At 64.3% G+C, this 18747-nt stretch carries 16 protein-coding genes; 12 read left to right on the top strand and 4 right to left on the bottom strand.

The window, feature by feature from the left end:
• Positions 1-322: 322 nt before the first annotated feature.
• The 4 genes from CQW31_RS21665 (at position 323) to CQW31_RS21650 (ending at position 3485) form a co-directional block, all read left to right on the top strand.
• Positions 323-670, top strand: a complete 348-nt coding sequence (locus CQW31_RS21665) for an ArsC family reductase (protein ID WP_178075581.1) — start codon at positions 323-325, stop codon at positions 668-670.
• 32 nt (positions 671-702) lie between these two features.
• Entirely contained in the window at positions 703-1737 is a 1035-nt protein-coding gene (gene dapD, locus CQW31_RS21660; RefSeq protein WP_099815359.1) for a 2,3,4,5-tetrahydropyridine-2,6-dicarboxylate N-succinyltransferase, read from the top strand.
• A gap of 135 nt (positions 1738-1872) precedes the next feature.
• Positions 1873-3078 (top strand): cysteine desulfurase, encoded by a 1206-nt coding sequence (locus tag CQW31_RS21655; RefSeq protein ID WP_054885381.1) that lies wholly within the window; start codon positions 1873-1875, stop codon positions 3076-3078.
• A complete protein-coding gene (locus tag CQW31_RS21650; RefSeq protein WP_099815358.1) occupies positions 3075-3485 on the top strand; it encodes a SufE family protein in 411 nt (136 codons plus the stop codon). The genes CQW31_RS21655 and CQW31_RS21650 overlap by 4 nt, the downstream gene beginning before the upstream one ends.
• 111 nt (positions 3486-3596) lie before the next feature.
• Here the strand turns inward: CQW31_RS21650 and tcdA are convergent, their stop codons facing one another.
• Positions 3597-4406, bottom strand: coding sequence for a tRNA cyclic N6-threonylcarbamoyladenosine(37) synthase TcdA (gene tcdA / locus CQW31_RS21640; protein ID WP_054885383.1), 810 nt, complete (start codon positions 4404-4406; stop codon positions 3597-3599).
• Between the two features lie 133 nt (positions 4407-4539).
• On the opposite strand from tcdA, the gene CQW31_RS21635 reads away from it, so the two are divergent.
• The 4 genes from CQW31_RS21635 (at position 4540) to CQW31_RS21620 (ending at position 9671) form a co-directional block, all read left to right on the top strand.
• Positions 4540-7131: a glycosyltransferase gene (locus CQW31_RS21635; RefSeq protein ID WP_099815356.1), complete on the top strand. Its 2592-nt coding sequence runs from the start codon at positions 4540-4542 to the stop codon at positions 7129-7131.
• Positions 7132-7312: 181 nt separating this feature from the next.
• A complete protein-coding gene (dapE, locus tag CQW31_RS21630) occupies positions 7313-8464 on the top strand; it encodes a succinyl-diaminopimelate desuccinylase (protein WP_054885385.1) in 1152 nt (383 codons plus the stop codon).
• A complete protein-coding gene (locus CQW31_RS21625) occupies positions 8464-9276 on the top strand; it encodes a putative RNA methyltransferase (RefSeq protein ID WP_054885386.1) in 813 nt (270 codons plus the stop codon). The genes dapE and CQW31_RS21625 overlap by 1 nt, the downstream gene beginning before the upstream one ends.
• 17 nt (positions 9277-9293) lie before the next feature.
• Positions 9294-9671, top strand: coding sequence for a hypothetical protein (locus CQW31_RS21620; protein ID WP_054885387.1), 378 nt, complete (start codon positions 9294-9296; stop codon positions 9669-9671).
• Positions 9672-9740: 69 nt separating this feature from the next.
• On the opposite strand, the gene CQW31_RS21615 is transcribed toward CQW31_RS21620, so the two are convergent.
• A complete protein-coding gene (locus CQW31_RS21615; protein ID WP_003252255.1) occupies positions 9741-9950 on the bottom strand; it encodes a cold-shock protein in 210 nt (69 codons plus the stop codon).
• Between the two features lie 231 nt (positions 9951-10181).
• On the opposite strand from CQW31_RS21615, the gene plsB reads away from it, so the two are divergent.
• From plsB to CQW31_RS21595, 4 genes are all read left to right on the top strand, one after another.
• Entirely contained in the window at positions 10182-12668 is a 2487-nt protein-coding gene (gene plsB / locus CQW31_RS21610; protein ID WP_099815355.1) for a glycerol-3-phosphate 1-O-acyltransferase PlsB, read from the top strand.
• A gap of 78 nt (positions 12669-12746) precedes the next feature.
• Positions 12747-13133, top strand: coding sequence for a YbaY family lipoprotein (locus CQW31_RS21605; protein WP_054885389.1), 387 nt, complete (start codon positions 12747-12749; stop codon positions 13131-13133).
• A gap of 72 nt (positions 13134-13205) precedes the next feature.
• Positions 13206-13604, top strand: a complete 399-nt coding sequence (locus CQW31_RS21600) for a YbaY family lipoprotein (RefSeq protein ID WP_099815354.1) — start codon at positions 13206-13208, stop codon at positions 13602-13604.
• A gap of 32 nt (positions 13605-13636) precedes the next feature.
• Entirely contained in the window at positions 13637-14323 is a 687-nt protein-coding gene (locus CQW31_RS21595; RefSeq protein ID WP_054885391.1) for a DUF4197 domain-containing protein, read from the top strand.
• 134 nt (positions 14324-14457) lie between these two features.
• Here the strand turns inward: CQW31_RS21595 and CQW31_RS21590 are convergent, their stop codons facing one another.
• Positions 14458-17523, bottom strand: a complete 3066-nt coding sequence (locus CQW31_RS21590; protein WP_099815353.1) for an efflux RND transporter permease subunit — start codon at positions 17521-17523, stop codon at positions 14458-14460.
• Positions 17524-17529: 6 nt separating this feature from the next.
• Positions 17530-18630 (bottom strand): efflux RND transporter periplasmic adaptor subunit, encoded by a 1101-nt coding sequence (locus tag CQW31_RS21585; RefSeq protein WP_054885393.1) that lies wholly within the window; start codon positions 18628-18630, stop codon positions 17530-17532.
• Between the last annotated feature and the right edge of the window lie 117 nt (positions 18631-18747).

Here is an 18747-nt window from a genome sequence, read left to right as displayed (position 1 = left end):
GATGCATTCTTTATCGGCGCTTTGGTGGAAGGGGTGGGGCGATGTCTCCCACGGTCTGTACTGCTGCGAACAGTCAGAATCGGGCATTTAGTCCCACCACCCCTTCAAGTCTAACCATACAAGCGGGCTTGCCCGCGATGCGCCGCGCGGGCGGCGCTCGATCTCATAGGCGCCACAACTCCCAAGGCATACACCTCTCACAAGCACTGAAAACCTCAAGACATGCACACCCCGTGGCGCTCATACAATCGTTCCCGCATAATCCCGCGACTGACATTCGGAAAGGGAGAGATTGAGGCAGCCTGTGGCCTCAATGTACACAATGACCTACACGCTCTACGGCATCAAAGCCTGTGACACCATGAAAAAAGCGCGCACCTGGCTTGAAGACAAAGCCATCGCCTACGAATTCCACGACTACAAGACTCAAGGCATCGACCGCGACAGCCTCAACCGCTGGTGCGACGAACACGGCTGGGAAGTCATCCTCAACCGTGCCGGCACCACCTTCCGCAAGCTCGACGACGCCAGCAAGGCCGACTTCGACCAGGCCAAGGCCGTCGAACTGATGCACGCCCAGCCGTCGATGATCAAGCGCCCGGTACTCGACCTTGGCGGGCGCACCCTGGTCGGCTTCAAGCCCGACCTGTACGCCGCCGCGCTGGCCTGAGCCCCTTACCCTATTTCGCACGAGGTAATCATATGTCCAATACCCTGTTCAGCCTGGCCTTCGGTGTCGGCTCCCAGAACCGCCAGGGCACCTGGCTGGAAGTGTTCTACGCACAACCCCTGCTCAACCCGAGCGCCGAACTGGTTGCCGCAGTGGCGCCAATCCTCGGCTATGAAGGCGGCAACCAGGCCATCACCTTCAGCAACGCCCAGGCCGCCCAGCTGGCCGAAGCCGTCAAAGGCGTCGACGCCGCCCAGGCCGCCCTGCTGACCCGCCTGGCCGAAAGCCACAAGCCGCTGGTCGCCACCCTGCTGGCCGAAGATGCCGCGCTGGCTTCGACCCCGGAGGCCTATCTCAAGCTGCACCTGCTGTCGCACCGCCTGGTCAAGCCGCACGGCCTGAGCCTGGCCGGCATCTTCCCGCTGCTGCCGAACGTGGCCTGGACCAACCAGGGCGCCGTAGACCTGAGCGAGCTGGCCGAGCTGCAACTGGAAGCGCGCCTGAAGGGCGAGCTGCTGGAAGTGTTCTCGGTGGACAAGTTCCCGAAAATGACCGACTACGTGGTCCCGGCCGGCGTGCGCATCGCCGACACCGCCCGCGTGCGCCTGGGCGCCTACATCGGCGAAGGCACCACCATCATGCACGAAGGCTTCGTCAACTTTAACGCGGGCACCGAAGGCCCGGGCATGATCGAAGGCCGTGTTTCCGCTGGCGTATTCGTCGGCAAGGGTTCGGACCTGGGCGGCGGCTGCTCGACCATGGGCACCCTGTCCGGTGGCGGCAACATCGTCATCAAGGTCGGCGAAGGCTGCCTGATCGGCGCCAACGCCGGTATCGGCATTCCGCTGGGCGACCGCAACACCGTCGAAGCCGGCCTGTACATCACCGCTGGCACCAAGGTGAACCTGCTGGATGAAAACAACGAGCTGGTGAAAGTGGTCAAGGCCCGCGACCTGGCCGGCCAGACCGACCTGCTGTTCCGCCGCAACTCGCTGAACGGCGCTGTGGAGTGCAAGACCCACAAGTCGGCCATCGAGCTGAACGAGGCGCTGCACGCCCACAACTGAGAACATTGAGAGTCGTGCAGGAGCGGCGGTGCGGCGATCCGACTTGCCCGCGATCAGCGGACTCTCAGCAGTTGTAATGTTAAGATCGGGTCTGGCACCTCGCCAGACCCGATTTTCATTCCAGGCCCCGCGAACATGTTCCAGCCCTCCCCCTGGCGCGCCGATTTCCCCGCCATCGCCGCCCTGCAACGGCAGCACCAGACCTACCTGGACAGCGCCGCTACCACCCAGAAGCCCCAGGCGTTGCTCGATGCCCTGAGCCATTACTACGGCCATGGCGCTGCCAACGTGCACCGTGCCCAGCACCTGCCCGGCGCGCTGGCAACCCAGGCTTTCGAGACCAGCCGCGACAAGGTGGCGACCTGGCTCAATGCTGCGGACTCACGGCAGATCGTGTTCACCCACGGCGCCACCTCGGCGCTGAACCTGCTGGCCTATGGCCTGGAACACCGCTTCGAAGCGGGCGACGAGATTGCCATCAGCGCCCTGGAGCACCACGCCAACCTGCTGCCCTGGCAACAACTGGCCCGGCGGCGCGACCTGCGCCTGGTGGTGTTGCCGCTGGACGGGCATGGCCGCATCGACCTGGAGCAGGCGCTGCAGCTGATCGGCCCGCGCACCCGTGTGCTCGCCGTCAGCCAGCTGTCCAACGTGCTCGGCACCTGGCAACCATTGCCTGCGCTGCTGGCCCATGCCCGCGCCCAGGGTGCGCTGACCGTTGTCGATGGCGCCCAGGGCGTCGTGCATGGCCGCCATGATGTGCAGCAGCTGGGCTGCGACTTCTATGTATTTTCGAGCCACAAGCTTTATGGGCCGGAGGGTGTCGGCGTCCTGTACGGCCGTACCCAGGCACTTGAACTGCTGCGCCACTGGCAGTTTGGCGGCGAAATGGTGCAAATGGCCGACTACCAGAGCGCAAGCTTTCGCCCCGCGCCACTGGGTTTCGAGGCCGGCACCCCGCCGATCGCCGGGGTCATCGGGCTGGGCGCGACGCTGGATTACCTGGCCAGCCTCGACACCCCTGCCGTCGAGGCTCACGAAGCCAGCCTGCACCAGCATCTGCTGCGAGGCCTGGCCGACCGCGACGGTGTGCGCGTCCTTGGCACACCTCAGACGGCCCTGGCCAGCTTCGTCATCGAAGGCGTACACAACGCCGACATTGCCCACCTGCTGACCGAGCAAGGCATTGCCGTGCGCGCCGGGCATCACTGCGCGATGCCGCTGCTCAAGGGGTTGGGGCTGGAGGGGGCCATTCGGGTGTCGCTGGGGCTGTACAACGACAGCGACGACCTGCAACGGTTCTTCGCAGCGCTGGACCAGAGCCTGGAGTTACTGCGATGAGTTTGCCCTTGCCAGCCCAGCAAGCGTTGGAAAGCTTCGAGCAGGCCCACGGCTGGGAACCGCGGGCGCGGCTGCTGATGCAATGGGGCGATCGGCTGGCGCCACTGAGCGAGGCGCAAAAGACCGACAGCAACCGGGTACATGGCTGTGAAAGCCTGGTATGGCTGGTTGCGGAACAGGTCGAGGGGCAGTGGCACTTCAAGGCGAGCAGTGATGCACGGTTGTTACGAGGGCTGCTGGCGCTGCTGCTGGTGCGGGTTCAGGGGTTGAACAGCGCGGAACTGGCCGAGCTGGACCTGCGTGAGTGGTTCACTCTGCTGGGGCTGGAGCGCCAGCTTTCGCCTTCGCGCAGCAACGGGCTGCATGCTGTGTTGCTGCGGATGGCGGAGTTGGCGTCCACCTGCTGAATCGGCGGCGCCTGCTTCGCGGGCACGCCCGCTCCCACAGGGACAGCGCCAGGCCCGAGGGCAACGCTCTACCTGTGGGAGCGGGCGTGCCCGCGAAGAAGCACATGCAGATTATTCAGGCTTGACCCGCTCCGAGGGCCGCCGCGCCCCCGCCACCAGTTTCTCGATGGCCTTGCTCGCCGCGACCATGCCGAACGTCGCGGTGACCATCATCACCGCACCAAAGCCCCCCGCGCAGTCCAGGCGCACGCCTTCGCCGACGAAGCTCTTCTGCAAGCAAACACTGCCATCACCCTTCGGATAACGCAGCTGCTCGCTGGAAAACACGCAAGGCACGCCATAGTTGCGGCTGGTATTGCGCGAGAAGTTGTAGTCCCGGCGCAGGGTCGAACGGACCCGCGAAGCCAGCGGGTCGTTGAAGGTCTTGTTGAGGTCGCCGACCTGGATCTGGGTCGGGTCGATCTGCCCGCCGGCCCCCCCGGTGGTGACAATGGCGATCTTGCGGCGCCGGCACCAGGCAATCAGCGCGGCCTTGGCCATCACGCTGTCGATGCAGTCGATCACTGCATCCATCTCCTCGGTGACGTACTCGGCCATGGTCTCGCGAGTGACAAAGTCCGCCACCGCGTGCACGGTAATCTTCGGGTTGATCGCCCGCAGGCGCTCGGCCATCACTTCGACCTTGGGCCGCCCGACCTGGCCTTCCAGCGCATGGGCCTGGCGGTTGGTATTGCTGACGCAGACATCGTCCAGGTCGAACAGGGTGATTTCGCCAACGCCACTGCGCGCCAGGGCCTCGGCCGCCCACGAGCCGACCCCGCCGATGCCGACCACTGCCACATGGGCATTGCCCAGGCGCTGCAGGCCCTGGTCGCCATACAACCGGGCAACGCCGGCAAAGCGTGGATCCTCAGTGCTCATGTTCCTACCTCAACGCTCGTACCCGAAAATGCGGCGCGCATTATAGGCCAGCGGCCGCTTGGACCTCCATCGTTAGGAAACACCCTGCCATTACTGCTTTAATGTCCTATCACTTGGACAGAATCGGATCACAATGTCATCTCGCAAATTCGGCCTCAACCTGGTGGTGGTCCTGGCCATCGCCGCGCTGTTCACCGGGTTCTGGGCACTCATCAACCGTCCGGTCTCCGCGCCTGCCTGGCCGGAACAGATCTCCGGCTTCTCGTACTCGCCCTTCCGCCTTGGGGAGAGCCCGCAAAAAGGTCAGTACCCCAGCGATGACGAGATGCGCCAGGACCTGGAGCAGCTGAACAAGCTCACCGACAACATCCGCATCTATACCGTCGAGGGCACTCAGGCCGAGATCCCCCGGCTGGCCGAGGAGTTCGGCCTGCGGGTGACCTTGGGCATCTGGATCAGCAAGGACCTGGAGCGCAACGAACGCGAGATCGAAAAAGGCATCGAGCTGGCCAACCACTCACGCAGTGTGGTGCGGGTGGTGGTCGGCAACGAAGCGCTGTTCCGCGAAGAAGTCACGCCCGAGGCGCTGATCCAGTACCTCGATCGCGTGCGCGCCGCCGTCAAGGTACCGGTCACCACCAGCGAGCAGTGGCACATCTGGAAGGAACACCCGGAACTGGCCAGGCACGTCGACCTGATCGCCGCGCACATCCTGCCGTACTGGGAGTTCGTGCCAATGAAGGACTCGGTGCAGTTCGTCCTCGACCGCGCCCGCGAGCTACGCCACCAGTTCTCGCACAAGCCGCTGCTGCTGTCGGAAGTCGGCTGGCCGAGCAACGGCCGCATGCGCGGCGGCGCCGACGCCACCCAGGCCGACCAGGCCATCTACCTGCGCACACTGGTCAACACCCTGAACCGACGGGGCTACAACTACTTCGTCATCGAGGCCTACGACCAGCCGTGGAAGGCCAACGACGAAGGTTCGGTAGGCGCCTACTGGGGCGTGTACAACGCCGAGCGCCAGCAGAAGTTCAACTTCGAGGGGCCGGTGGTGGCGATCCCGCAGTGGCGGGCCCTGGCGGTCGCTTCGGTGGTCCTGGCGATGATCGCCCTGGCCGTGCTACTGATCGACGGCTCGGCCTTGCGCCAGCGCGGCCGCACCTTCCTCACCTTCATCACCTTCCTGTGCGGGTCGGTGCTGGTGTGGATCGCCTATGACTACAGCCAGCAATACAGCACCTGGTTCAGCCTGACCGTCGGCGTGTTGCTGGCGCTCGGCGCGCTGGGCGTGTTCATCGTGTTGATGACCGAGGCCCACGAACTGGCCGAGGCCGTCTGGATCCACAAGCGCCGCCGCGAATTCCTGCCGGTGCAGGGCGACAGCGCCTACCGGCCCAAGGTGTCAGTGCATGTGCCGTGCTACAACGAGCCACCGGAGATGGTCAAGCAGACCCTCGACGCCCTCGCCGCGCTGGATTACCCGGACTATGAAGTGCTGGTGATCGACAACAACACCAAGGACCCGGCCGTATGGGAGCCACTCAAGGCCCACTGCGAGAAGCTTGGCGAGCGTTTCAAGTTCTTCCATGTCGCGCCCCTGGCCGGCTTCAAGGGCGGCGCGCTGAACTACCTGATCCCGCATACTGCCAAGGACGCTGAAGTGATCGCGGTAATCGACTCGGACTACTGCGTCGATCGTAACTGGCTCAAGCACATGGTGCCGCACTTCGCCGACCCGAAGATCGCTGTGGTGCAGTCGCCGCAGGACTACCGCGACCAGCACGAAAGCGCCTTCAAGAAGCTCTGCTACAGCGAATACAAAGGCTTCTTCCACATTGGCATGGTTACCCGCAACGACCGTGATGCGATCATTCAGCACGGCACCATGACCATGACCCGGCGCAGTGTGCTGGAAGCGCTGGGCTGGGCCGAGTGGTGCATCTGCGAAGACGCCGAGCTGGGCCTGCGGGTATTCGAGAAAGGCCTGTCGGCGGCCTATTCGCACAATAGCTATGGCAAAGGCCTGATGCCCGACACCTTCATCGACTTCAAGAAGCAACGTTTCCGCTGGGCCTATGGTGCCATCCAGATCATCAAGCACCACGCCAGCGCCCTGCTGCGCGGCAAGGGCAGCGAGCTGACCCGTGGTCAGCGCTATCACTTCCTGGCCGGCTGGCTGCCGTGGGTCGCCGACGGCATGAACATCTTCTTCACGGTCGGCGCGCTGTTGTGGTCGGCAGCGATGATCATCGTCCCGCACCGGGTCGACCCGCCGCTGATGATCTTTGCCATTCCGCCGCTGGCGCTGTTCTTCTTCAAGGTCGGCAAGATCATCTTCCTCTACCGCCGTGCGGTGGGGGTGAACCTCAAGGATGCCTTTGCTGCGGCACTGGCGGGGCTGGCGCTGTCGCATACCATTGCCAAGGCGGTGCTTTACGGCTTCTTCACCAGCAGCATGCCGTTCTTCCGCACACCGAAGAACGCCGACAGCCATGGCTTGCTGGTGGCGATTTCCGAAGCACGGGAAGAGCTGTTCATCATGTTGCTGCTGTGGGGCGCGGCACTCGGCATATTCCTGGTGCAGGGGCTGCCGAGTTCGGACATGCGCTTCTGGGTCGCGATGCTGCTGGTGCAGTCGTTGCCGTATGTGGCGGCGTTGGTGATGGCATTTCTGTCGTCGCTGCCCAAGCCTGCGCAGAAGGCCGCCGAGCCGCAGCAGGCTTGAAATCTTGGGGGCGCTTTGCGCCCCTCTCGCGACACAAGGCCGCTCCTACTAGAGACCGCGTGCTTCTGTAGGAGCGGCCTTGTGTCGCGAAAGGGCCGCAAAGCGGCTCCATTGGCCTGACGGTTTGATATAAGATAACGCCCCTCAGATTTCCCCGCCTCGCCTTGCCCCGGAGTCCCCCATGACGGCCCCTGCCGAGCTCTCGCCCACCCTTCAACTGGCCTGCGACCTGATCCGTCGCCCCTCGGTCACCCCCGTCGACGCCGACTGCCAGGCGCAGATGATGAACCGCCTGGGCGCCGTGGGCTTCCAGCTGGAGCCGATGCGTTTCGAAGACGTCGATAACTTCTGGGCTACCCACGGTACCCAGGATGGCCCGGTGCTGTGCTTTGCCGGCCATACCGACGTGGTCCCCACCGGCCCGGTGCAGCAGTGGCAACATGAGCCATTCGAGGCGCTGATCGACGCCGACGGCATGCTCTGCGGCCGCGGCGCCGCCGACATGAAAGGCAGCCTGGCCTCGATGGTGATTGCCAGCGAGCGCTTCGTGCAGGACTACCCGAACCACCGCGGCAAGGTCGCCTTCCTGATCACCAGCGACGAGGAGGGCCCGGCGCACCACGGCACCAAGGCCGTGGTCGAGCGCCTGAAGGCACGCAACGAGCGCCTGGACTGGTGCATCGTCGGCGAGCCATCGAGCACCACCCTGCTCGGTGACGTGGTCAAGAACGGCCGTCGCGGCTCGCTCGGTGCCAAGCTGACCGTGCGCGGCAAGCAAGGCCATGTGGCCTACCCGCACCTGGCTCGCAACCCGATCCACCTGGCCGCCCCGGCCTTGGCGGAACTGGCAGCCGAGCACTGGGATGAAGGCAACGCGTTCTTCCCGCCGACCAGCTTCCAGATCTCCAACCTCAACGCCGGCACCGGCGCCACCAATGTGGTCCCGGGTGAGCTGACCGCACTGTTCAACTTCCGCTTCTCTACCGAGTCGACCGTCGAAGGGCTGCAGGCGCGGGTTTCGGCGATCCTCGACAAGCACGAGCTGGACTGGTCGGTCGACTGGGCGCTGTCGGGCCTGCCGTTCCTCACCGAGCCGGGCGAACTGCTCGACGCGGTGTCGGCCAGCATCAAGGGCGTCACTGGCCGCGACACCCAACCGTCGACCAGCGGCGGCACCTCCGATGGCCGCTTCATTGCCACCATGGGCACCCAAGTAGTCGAACTCGGCCCGGTCAACGCCACCATCCACCAGGTCGACGAGCGGATCCTGGCCAGCGACCTCGACCTGCTGACCGAAATCTACTACCAGACCCTGGTCCGGTTGCTCGCCTGATGCTCGCCTGCCCCCTCTGCCAGGCAGCCTTGTCGCGGCTCGACAACGGCGTGGTGTGCCCGGCCGGCCACCGCTTCGACCGCGCCCGCCAGGGTTACCTGAACCTGCTGCCGGTGCAGCACAAGAACAGCCGTGACCCGGGTGACAACCAGGCCATGGTCGAAGCCCGTCGCGACTTCCTCGACGGCGGCCACTATGCCCCGGTGGCCCAGCGCCTGGCCGAGCTTGCCGCCGAGCGCCAACCCGGCGCCTGGCTGGACATCGGTTGCGGGGAGGGTTACTACACCGCGCAGATCGCCCAGGCCCTGCCGAGCGCCGATGGCTATGCCCTGGACATCTCCCGCGAGGCGGTCAAGCGTGCCTGCCGCCGTGCACCCGAGGTGACCTGGATGGTCGCCAGCATGGCTCGCGTGCCGCTGGCCGATGCCAGCTGCCAGTTCATCGCCAGCGTGTTCAGCCCGCTGGACTGGGACGAGGCCAAGCGCCTGCTCAGCCCCGGTGGCGGCCTGATGCGCGTGGGCCCGACCAGCGGCCACCTCATGGAGCTGCGCGAAGTGCTCTACGATGAAGTGCGCCCCTACGCCGACGACAAGCACCTGGCCCTGGTGCCCGAAGGCATGGCCCACGCCCACAGCGAAACCCTCGAGTTCCGCCTGAGCCTGGTCCAACCCAAGGCCCGTGCCGACCTGCTGGCGATGACCCCGCACGGCTGGCGCGCCAGCGCCGAAAAGCGCGCCCGGGTGATCGACCAGCCCGAGCCGTTCGAGGTGACGGTTTCCATGCGTTATGACTTTTTCGTGCGCCAACACTGAGCACACCCGGAGCCCTTATGCGCCAACCCGATATCGAGATCTACCTGAAGGACGCCGACGTCGACCACAAGCAGATTGCCGAATGGCTCAGCCAGGCAATCGGCCCATGCAGCGAATGGAAGCAGAAAGGTCAGACCTTCAAGTGCCAGGCCGGTAACATTCCGGTCACCTGGTTACCCAAGGCTGTAGGGAAATGGAACAGCCTCTACCTGGAAAGCGACCAGACCCCATGGGCCGATGACGTTGCCTGCGCCCGCGCCGCGTTCGCCGCGCTGAACGTCGAGGTGCGTTGCGCGCCGGGTGGCTGGGTCGAGGAAGACGGTGAGGACGATGCCGATCGCTGGGTCCGCATCAGCGCCGACGGTGAAGAGGAAATCACCTGGCGTACTTCTTGAGCTGCAAGAAAGGTTGCATCAGGCTGCAAGCACACGGTCGCTTGCAGCTTGAAGCCTACAGCTAGAGGCTCAGAGCCCGACTACGTCTTCGGCTTGCAGGCCTTTCTGGCCCTGCACGCAGGCGTATTCCACCCGCTGCCCTTCGACCAGGGTACGATGCCCCTCACCGCGGATCGCCCGATAGTGGACGAATACATCCGCACCACCTTCGCGCTGAATGAAGCCATAACCTTTGGCATCGTTGAACCACTTAACATTCCCAGTCTCACGAGACGACATCTGAACTACTCCGGATTTTTATTGTGAAGATCGCCTTGTAGACACAGGGTGTCCTCCCTATGTCGACGCCGCTTGCCGAAATATCCTGCAAGTGGCAGGCCGAGTATATGACACAGAACAAAAAATTTTCATGACCGTCGCGCTATTTACCGAATTTTGCTGAACTTGCGCCGATACGGCAGACTAAACGACTGTCCATTCTCTGAAATTCATTCCCAGGGCACTCACCCCATGACCCGTTCCCCCCTGCGCCGCCTGATCTTCGGCGCCCTGCGTCGCCTGATGTACCTGTGGGTGCGCTCCGAGACCATCAACCAGTCGTCCCTGACCCTCAAGCTCGACCGCAGCCGCCCGGTGTTCTACGCCCTGCCGTCACCATCGCTCACCGATTTGGTGGTGCTCGACCGTGAATGCACCAAAGCTGGGCTGCCGCGCCCGGTGCTTCCGGTGGCCGTCGGCTCGCTGCAGGAACCTGCCGCGTTCTTCTACCTGACGCCAGACCCGGACTGGCTCGGCCGCCACGACAAACGCGGCGCACCGCCGACCCTGGAGCGCCTGGTCGCCGCCATCAGCCAGCACGCCGAGGAAGACGCACAGATCATTCCGGTCAGCGTGTTCTGGGGGCAGACGCCGGCCAGCGAGAACAGCCCGTGGAAATTGCTGTTCGCCGACAGCTGGGCCGTGACCGGGCGCCTGCGCCGGCTGTTGACCGTGTTGATCCTGGGGCGCAAGACCCGCGTGCAGTTCTCCGCGCCGATCCACCTGCGCGAACTGGTGCAGCACAACAAGGGGCACGAGCGTACCGTGCGCATGGCCCAGCGCCTGATGCGCGTGCACTTTCGCAACCTCAAGACCGCCGTAATCGGCCCCGACCTCTCGCACCGGCGCAACCTGGTCAAGGGCCTGGTGCACGCGCCACTGGTCCGCCAGGCCATCGCCGAGCAAGCCCAGCGCGAGAACATGCCCGTGGCCAAGGCCGAAGCCCAGGCGCTACGCTACGGCAACGAGATCGCCTCGGACTACACCTACACCGCGATCCGCTTCCTCGAAGTGGTGCTGAGCTGGTTCTGGAACAAGATCTACGACGGCATAAAGGTCAACCACATCGAGCAGGTGCAGGGTATCGCTCCGGGCCACGAAGTGATCTACGTGCCCTGCCACCGCAGCCACATCGACTACCTGCTGCTGTCCTACCTGCTGTTCCGCAATGGCCTGACGCCGCCGCACATCGCCGCAGGCATCAACCTCAACATGCCGGTGATCGGTGGCCTGCTGCGCCGCGGCGGGGCCTTCTTCATGCGCCGCACGTTCAAGGGCAACCCGCTGTACACCGCGGTGTTCAATGAATACCTGCACACCTTGTTCACCAAGGGTTTCCCGGTCGAATACTTCGTCGAAGGTGGCCGCTCACGCACCGGGCGCATGCTGCAGCCGCGTACCGGGATGCTGGCAATCACCCTGCGCAGCTTCCTGCGCTCTTCGCGCACACCGATCGTCTTCGTGCCGGTGTATATCGGCTACGAGCGGGTGCTCGAAGGCCGTACCTACCTCGGCGAACTGCGTGGCGCGAGCAAGAAGAAGGAGTCGATCTTCGACATTTTCAAGGTCTTCGGCGCATTGAAGCAGCGCTTCGGCCAGGTCTACGTCAACTTTGGCGAACCCATCCGCCTGGCCGGCTTCCTCGATGAGCAGCAGCCCGGCTGGCGCGAGCAGGAACTGGGACCGCAGTTCCGCCCGGCCTGGCTGAACGAAACCACCACCCGCCTGGGCGAAACCGTAGCCCGTCACCTCAACGAGGCGGCAGCGGTCAACCCGGTCAACCTGGTAGCCCTGGCCTTGCTCTCTACCAGCCGCCTGGCGCTGGACGAGCGTGCTCTGGCCCGTGTGCTCGACCTGTACCTGGCCTTGCTGCGCCGGGTGCCCTACTCCGCGCATACTACCCTGCCCGAAGGCGACGGCCAGGCGCTGATCGAGCACGTACGCGGCATGAACCTGCTGGCGGAGCAGAAGGACGCCCTAGGCCGCATCCTGTACCTGGATGAAGCCAACGCGGTGTTGATGACCTATTACCGCAACAATGTCCTGCACATCTTCGCCCTGCCCGCGCTGCTGGCGAGCTTCTTCCTCAGCAGCTCGCGCATGAGCCGCGAATTGCTCGGCCAGTACGTGCATGCGCTGTACCCGTACCTGCAGGCCGAGCTGTTCCTGCGCTGGAGCCCGGAGCAACTGGACGAGGTGATCGACCAGTGGCTGGCAGCGCTGGTCGAGCAAGGCCTGCTGCGCCAGGAGAACGACCTGTACCTGCGCCCGGCGCCGAGCTCACGCCAGTTCGTGCTGCTGACCCTGCTCGCCCGCACCATTACCCAGACGTTGCAGCGCTTCTACATGGCCACTTCGCTGCTGCTCAACAGCGGTCAGAACACCCTGAACGCCGAAGAGCTGGAAGACCTGTGCGTGATGATGGCCCAGCGCCTGTCGATCCTGCATGGCCTGAATGCGCCGGAGTTCTTCGACAAAACCTTGTTCCGCCACTTCATCCAGACCCTGCTCGAACAAGGTGTGCTACGCCCCGATGGCAACGGCAAGCTGGGTTATCACGACAGGCTCGGCGAACTGGCAGAAGGTGTGGCCAAGCGGGTGCTGTCGGCAGAGTTGCGCCTGTCGATTCGCCAGGTGGCGCTGCACCGTGACGAACCGGCAGATATCGTCCAAGGGTAGATTTTCGCTCTGAATGGCTTCTTGAGGGAGGTTCAGTATCCGCGTGCTGGCCCTGTACTAATCTCAAGGAGTCTCTAGATGGCACAACTGAAATGGTTTGACGTTGAAATAGTGTCTAGCGGTAGCAACCAGCTTCCCCCTTCCGGCCTGGTAGAACTGAGCCTGGAAGACGTTTCGCTGGCAGATGCCCCTTCTGTCAGCATTGCCAAATTGCAGTTGCGGTGTGGCGGCGTGATGCCAATCAACATGCAACTGCCTTTCGACATGAGTCAGATCAGCCCCGCGCACAGCTATGCATTAGCCGCACGCATCCAGGCGGGTGACACATTGCTGTACATCAATACCCAGGCGCATTTCGTCGAACCGAATACCGCCCTCACCGCGCAACGCGTTACGGTCGACAAAGTCCAGGACATTGAGATCTGCGTCCAGCCCCCACGTGAGGGCAATGACCGCATGGATTGACCATGCAGGCAGGAAATCCGCTAAAGTCCCTGAGGTTGGCCACAAGCCAACTTCAAGGACACCGGAGATTCCATGAAAAAGCTCTTTATGCTGTGTTGCGCATCCCTGCTCGCAGCCTGTTCCAGCCATACCCCTTCCACCCAGGCTAGCCTGGATGGCGAAGTCTTCTACCTGCAGCGCATCGCCCTGCCGCCTGCCGCCACCTTGAGCGTCGAGTTGCAGGACGTTTCGCTGATGGACGCCCCCGCCGTGACCCTGGCCCGCCAGGCCGGCCCGGTCAAAGGCAACGTGCCGCTGCCGTTCCACCTCACCTACGACCCGGCCCAGGTCAAGCCCGGCCACCGCTATGCGGTCAGCGCGCGGATCGAGCTGGACGGCAAGCTGCTGTTCATCAACACCGAACACCACGGCGTCGCACTCGACGGCAGCGACCAGCAGCCGGTACGGGTCAAAGTCGACCCGGTGCGCTGAGCCCGCCCCACTTCATCGATAAGGAAATAACCATGATTCGCGCCTCCCTGCGCTTCTCTACCCTGTGCGCCGGCCTGCTGCTGTCGGCCAGCGCCCTGGCTCTGTCGCTTGGCGACCTGAGCCAGTCCGACGCCACCGGCGGCCTGAAGGACGCCCTCACCCAGGGTGCGCAGATTGCCGTCAAGCAGTTGAGCACGCCAGGTGGTTTCAGCAACAACCCCGATGTGCGCATCGAGCTGCCGGGCAACCTCGGCAAAGCTGCCAAGGCCATGAAGATGTTCGGCAAGGGTGACCAGGTCGATGCCCTGGAAACCAGCATGAACAAGGCTGCCGAAGCTGCCGTGCCGCAGGCCCAGGCGATTCTGGTGGATGCCGTGAAGAAGATGACCGTGACCGATGCCAAGGGCATCCTCAGCGGTGGTCAGGATTCGGCCACCCAATACCTGAACAAGAGCAGCCGCGAGCAGATCCGAGCCAAGTTCCTGCCGATCGTCAAGCAGGCTACCGACAAGGTCGGTGTCGCCCAGCAGTACAACGCTTTTGCCGGTCAGGCCAAGGGCCTGGGGTTGATCAAGGATGACGCCAACATCGAGAACTACGTGACCGAGAAGGCGCTGGATGGCCTGTTCGAGATGATTGCCAAGCAGGAAGAAAGCATTCGCCAGAACCCGGCACAGGCAGCCACCAGCCTGGCCAAGAAGGTCTTCGGCGCGCTCTGAGGCCTCTGGGGCTGCTTTGCAGCCCTTTCCGACCGATCCGGCGTCCCGGCAAGGCCGCTCCTACAGGGAAACGCGATCACCTGTAGGAGCGGCCTTGTGTCGCGAATGGAGGGCGAAGCCCTCCCCTGCAATGTTCAGCCTTTCTTCACCCTGAACCACGCCGCATACAACGCCGGCAAGAACAGCAAAGTCAATGCCGTGGCCACGATCAACCCGCCCATGATCGCCACCGCCATCGGCCCGTAGAACACACTCCGCGACAACGGAATCATCGCCAGCACCGCCGCCAGCGCGGTCAGCACGATCGGCCGGAAGCGCCGCACCGTGGCCTCGATGATCGCCTGCCAGCGGTCCAGCCCGGAAGCGATATCCTGCTCGATCTGGTCCACCAGGATCACCGAGTTGCGCATGATCATCCCCGCCAAGGCAATGGTGCCAAGCATGGCGACAAAGCCGAAGGGCTGGCGGAACACCAGCAGGAACAAGGTCACGCCGATCAGCCCCAACGGCGCGGTGAGGAACACCATCACCGTGCGCGAGAAGCTGCGCAGCTGGATCATCAACAGGCTCAGCACCACTACGATGAACAGTGGCATGCCGGCGTTCACCGACTTCTGCCCGCGCTCGGAATCTTCCACCGTGCCGCCCACTTCCAGCAGGTAGCCATCCGGCAGCTTGGCCCTGATCTCCTGCAAGGTCGGCAGGATCTGCTTCACCAGGGTCGCCGGCTGCTCCTTGTCATAGATGTCGGCACGCACGGTCACCGTCGGCAGGCGGTTGCGGTGCCAGATGATGCCCTCCTCGAAGCCATACTCCAAGGTCGCCACCTGCGACAGCGCCACGCTCTGGCCATTGCTGGTGGGCAGCGCCAGGCTGCCGAGGCTGCCCAGTTCGCCACGCTCCTGCTGGGTGCCGCGCAAGAGGATCTCGATCAGTTCGTTGTCCTCGCGGTACTGGCTGACCGTGGTGCCGGTCAGCGAGCTCTGCAAGAAGCTCGACAGCTGCGCAGTGCTTACGCCGAGGGCGCGGGCGCGGTCCTGGTCTATCTCCAGGAACACCGCCTTGCTCGGCTCCTCCCAGTCCAGGTGCACGTTGACCACATGCGGGTTCTCGCGCACCTTGTCGGCCACCTCGCGGGCCAGGGCACGGGCCTTCTCGATATGCTCGCCGGTGACCCGGAACTGCACCGGGTAGCCCACGGGCGGGCCGTTCTCCAGGCGCGTGACGCGAGCACGAAGGTCGGGGAACTGCTGGTCGACGGTGCCGATCAACCAGCTGCGCAGGCGCTCGCGGTCTTCCATCGACCTGGCCAGCACTACGAACTGGGCGAAGCTGGCGGCCGGCAGCTGCTGGTCCAGCGGCAGGTAGAAGCGTGGCGAACCGGTGCCCACGTAGGCGACGTAATTGTCGATGCCGTCCTGCTGCTTGAGCAGCGCTTCCAGTTGCTTGACCCGCTCGGCGGTATTGGCCAGCGAGGCGCCTTCGGCGAGCTTCAGGTCGACCATCAGCTCCGGTCGCCCTGAAGCCGGGAAGAACTGCTGCGGCACGAAACGGAACAGCACAATGCTGCCGACAAAGGCGGCGATGGTCAGCAGGATCACCGTCTTGCGCCGCCGTACGCACCACTCCACCACACGCCGTACGCGCTGGTAGAACGGCGTGCCGTAAGGGTCCTGCGCGTGCGCGCCGTTGCCATGGCGGGCAGCATGCAGCTTGGCCAGGTCCGGTAGCAGCCGTTCGCCCAGGTAAGGCACGAAGACCACCGCCGCGACCCACGAGGTCAACAGCGCGATGGTCACCACCTGGAAAATCGAGCGGGTATATTCGCCAGTGCTCGAAGCCGCCGTGGCGATCGGCAGGAAGCCCGCAGCCGTGATCAGCGTACCGGTGAGCATTGGGAACGCCGTGCTGGTCCAGGCGTAGCTGGCGGCCTTGAGGCGGTCGTAGCCCTGCTCCATCTTGATCGCCATCATCTCCACGGCGATGATCGCGTCGTCCACCAGCAGGCCCAGCGCCAGCACCAGCGCGCCGAGCGAGATCTTGTGCAGGCCGATGCCGAAGTAGTGCATGCTGGCGAACGTCATGGCCAGCACCAGCGGAATGGCCAAAGCCACCACTAGGCCGGTGCGCAGGCCGAGGGAGAAGAAACTCACCAGCAGCACGATCACCAACGCCTCGACCAGCACCTGGACGAACTCGCCTACCCCGGCCTTGACTGCCGCCGGCTGGTCGGAGACCTTGCGCAGCTCCATGCCCGCCGGCAGGTTGCGCGCCAGGCGTTCGAACTCGTCTTCGAGTGCCTTGCCGAGTACCAGAATGTCGCCGCCATCCTTCATCGACACCGCCAGGCCAATGGCGTCCTCGCCCATGAAGCGCATGCGCGGTGCGGGTGGGTCGTTGAAGCCACGGTGCACGTCGGCCACGTCGCCAATGCGGAAGGTGCGGTCGCCGACCCGGATGGGGAACTGGCGGATGTGGTCAACGCTGTCGAAGTGACCGCTCACCCGCAGTTGCAAGCGTTCACTGGAGGTCTCGAAAAAGCCCGCGGTACTGACCGCGTTCTGCTCGCGCAAGGCTTGCTGCACGGCCTCCAGTGGTACGCCCAGGGTAGCCAGCTTGAGGTTGGACAGCTCGATCCAGACCTTTTCGTCCTGCAGGCCGATCAGCTCGACCTTGCCCACGTCCCTGACCCGCTGCAGCTGGATCTGGATGCGGTCGGCGTAGTCCTTGAGCACCGCATAGTCGAAGCCGGCGCCAGTCAGCGCGTAGATATTGCCGAAGGTGGTACCGAACTCGTCGTTGAAGAACGGGCCCTGGATTTCCGGCGGCAAGGTGTGGCGGATGTCAGCCACCTTCTTGCGAATCTGGTACCACAGCTCGGGAATGTCCTTGGAGTGCAGCGAGTCGCGGGCCATGAAGGTCACCTGCGACTCACCCGGGCGCGAGAACGAGACGATCCTCTCGTACTCACCAGTCTCCATCAGCTTCTTCTCGATGCGCTCGGTGACCTGGCGCGAGACCTCCTCGGCTGTGGCGCCCGGCCACAGGGTACGAATGACCATGGCCTTGAAGGTGAACGGCGGGTCTTCACTCTGCCCCAGCTTGGTGTAGGACATGGCGCCAATGGCAGCCAGCAGAATCATCAGGAACAGCACAATCTGGCGGTTACGCAACGCCCATGCGGAAAGGTTGAAACCCATCGGGACTTACTCCTTGGCCGTCAGGTTCACCACACGGTTGGTGCGGTCCACCGGCCGCACCTCCTGCCCTTCGCGCAACACATGGCCACCGGCAGCGACCACCCAGTCGCCCGGCGCCAGGCCTTCGAGCACCGGCACGGTTTCACTGCCATAAGGCCCCAGGCGCACCACGGCGCGCTCCAGGCGGCTTTCCTTGTTGACGCGCCAGACATACGCCTGGCCGTTCTCGGCGGTGACGGCCGACAGCGGCACGGCAAGCGGAATCACCCCGTCATGGGCAATGAATACCCGCGCACTCTGGCCGAGTTCGGCCGGCACCTTGGCCGAGGTGAAGGCAATCCGTGCGGCGAAGGTCCTTGAACGCGGGTCAGCGGCAGGTGACAGCTCGCGAATGCGTCCCTGGAAGCGTTCGTTGGGGTGCGACCACAACTCGACGCTGACAGCCTGGCCCACGGCAAAACGGGAGAACTGCTGTTCCGGCAGGCCGATGGCAACTTCACGCTCACCGTCGGCGGCGAGCGTGAACACGGTCTGCCCAGCCGCGACCACCTGGCCGACTTCAACCTGACGTTTGGCGATGACACCGGCCTGCGGTGCACGCAGCACGGCGTAATCCGCCTGGTTGCCGGCCACGTCGAATTCGGCCTTGGCCTGCTTCAGGCGGGCAAGGCCTGCGCGGTAGAGGTTTTCCGCGTTGTCGTACTGGGAATGGCTGACCATTTGCCGGTCGAGCAGCTTCTGGTAGCGGTCGCGCTCGGTGCGCACCAGCGCCAGGTTGGCCTCGGCCGCCGCCAGCTGGGCACGGTTGGCTTCCAGCTGCAGGCGCACGTCCTGTGGGTCCAGTTCGGCCAGCGGCTGCTCGGCCCTGACCCGCTGCCCTTCCTCCACCAGGCGCTTGCTGACCTTGCCGCCGATGCGGAAGGCCAGCTCCGGCTCGAAGCGCGCACGCACTTCGCCGGGGTAACTGTCGGCAGCGGCTTCGGCCGGCTGCGGCTGCACCACCAGGGCCGGGCGCGGCACGGCGGGTGGAGCGGCTTCCTGACCGCAGGCGGCCAGCATCAGCGCGGCAGCGGCGGGCAGAACGAGGGAAAAGGCATGACGCAGCATGATGAATCCTTTCGCGAAGTGCACATCGAATATTTATACTGGCGAGTATATTAAATCAGGGAACCGGGGCCGGGAAGCTGCCGTCGGAAAGAAAAATCAACATTAACCAGGGTCGCC

Source organism: Pseudomonas sp. 382, assembly GCF_002759075.1.
Lineage (GTDB): Bacteria > Pseudomonadota > Gammaproteobacteria > Pseudomonadales > Pseudomonadaceae > Aquipseudomonas > Aquipseudomonas vlassakiae.
This window is presented reverse-complemented; position numbering and strand designations above follow the sequence as displayed.

Excerpts from the sequence above, each read along its gene's own strand:
- CQW31_RS21600 (WP_099815354.1), top strand. The coding sequence starts at position 13,206 with ATGAAAAAGCTCTTTATGCTGTGTTGCGCATCCCTGCTCGCAGCCTGT.
- CQW31_RS21635 (WP_099815356.1), top strand. The coding sequence starts at position 4,540 with ATGTCATCTCGCAAATTCGGCCTCAACCTGGTGGTGGTCCTGGCCATC.
- CQW31_RS21650 (WP_099815358.1), top strand. The coding sequence starts at position 3,075 with ATGAGTTTGCCCTTGCCAGCCCAGCAAGCGTTGGAAAGCTTCGAGCAG.
- CQW31_RS21595 (WP_054885391.1), top strand. The coding sequence starts at position 13,637 with ATGATTCGCGCCTCCCTGCGCTTCTCTACCCTGTGCGCCGGCCTGCTG.
- dapE (WP_054885385.1), top strand. The coding sequence starts at position 7,313 with ATGACGGCCCCTGCCGAGCTCTCGCCCACCCTTCAACTGGCCTGCGAC.
- dapD (WP_099815359.1), top strand. The coding sequence starts at position 703 with ATGTCCAATACCCTGTTCAGCCTGGCCTTCGGTGTCGGCTCCCAGAAC.
- CQW31_RS21655 (WP_054885381.1), top strand. The coding sequence starts at position 1,873 with ATGTTCCAGCCCTCCCCCTGGCGCGCCGATTTCCCCGCCATCGCCGCC.
- CQW31_RS21590 (WP_099815353.1), bottom strand. The coding sequence starts at position 17,523 with ATGGGTTTCAACCTTTCCGCATGGGCGTTGCGTAACCGCCAGATTGTG.
- CQW31_RS21605 (WP_054885389.1), top strand. The coding sequence starts at position 12,747 with ATGGCACAACTGAAATGGTTTGACGTTGAAATAGTGTCTAGCGGTAGC.
- CQW31_RS21620 (WP_054885387.1), top strand. The coding sequence starts at position 9,294 with ATGCGCCAACCCGATATCGAGATCTACCTGAAGGACGCCGACGTCGAC.
- CQW31_RS21665 (WP_178075581.1), top strand. The coding sequence starts at position 323 with ATGACCTACACGCTCTACGGCATCAAAGCCTGTGACACCATGAAAAAA.
- plsB (WP_099815355.1), top strand. The coding sequence starts at position 10,182 with ATGACCCGTTCCCCCCTGCGCCGCCTGATCTTCGGCGCCCTGCGTCGC.
- CQW31_RS21585 (WP_054885393.1), bottom strand. The coding sequence starts at position 18,630 with ATGCTGCGTCATGCCTTTTCCCTCGTTCTGCCCGCCGCTGCCGCGCTG.
- CQW31_RS21615 (WP_003252255.1), bottom strand. The coding sequence starts at position 9,950 with ATGTCGTCTCGTGAGACTGGGAATGTTAAGTGGTTCAACGATGCCAAA.
- CQW31_RS21625 (WP_054885386.1), top strand. The coding sequence starts at position 8,464 with ATGCTCGCCTGCCCCCTCTGCCAGGCAGCCTTGTCGCGGCTCGACAAC.
- tcdA (WP_054885383.1), bottom strand. The coding sequence starts at position 4,406 with ATGAGCACTGAGGATCCACGCTTTGCCGGCGTTGCCCGGTTGTATGGC.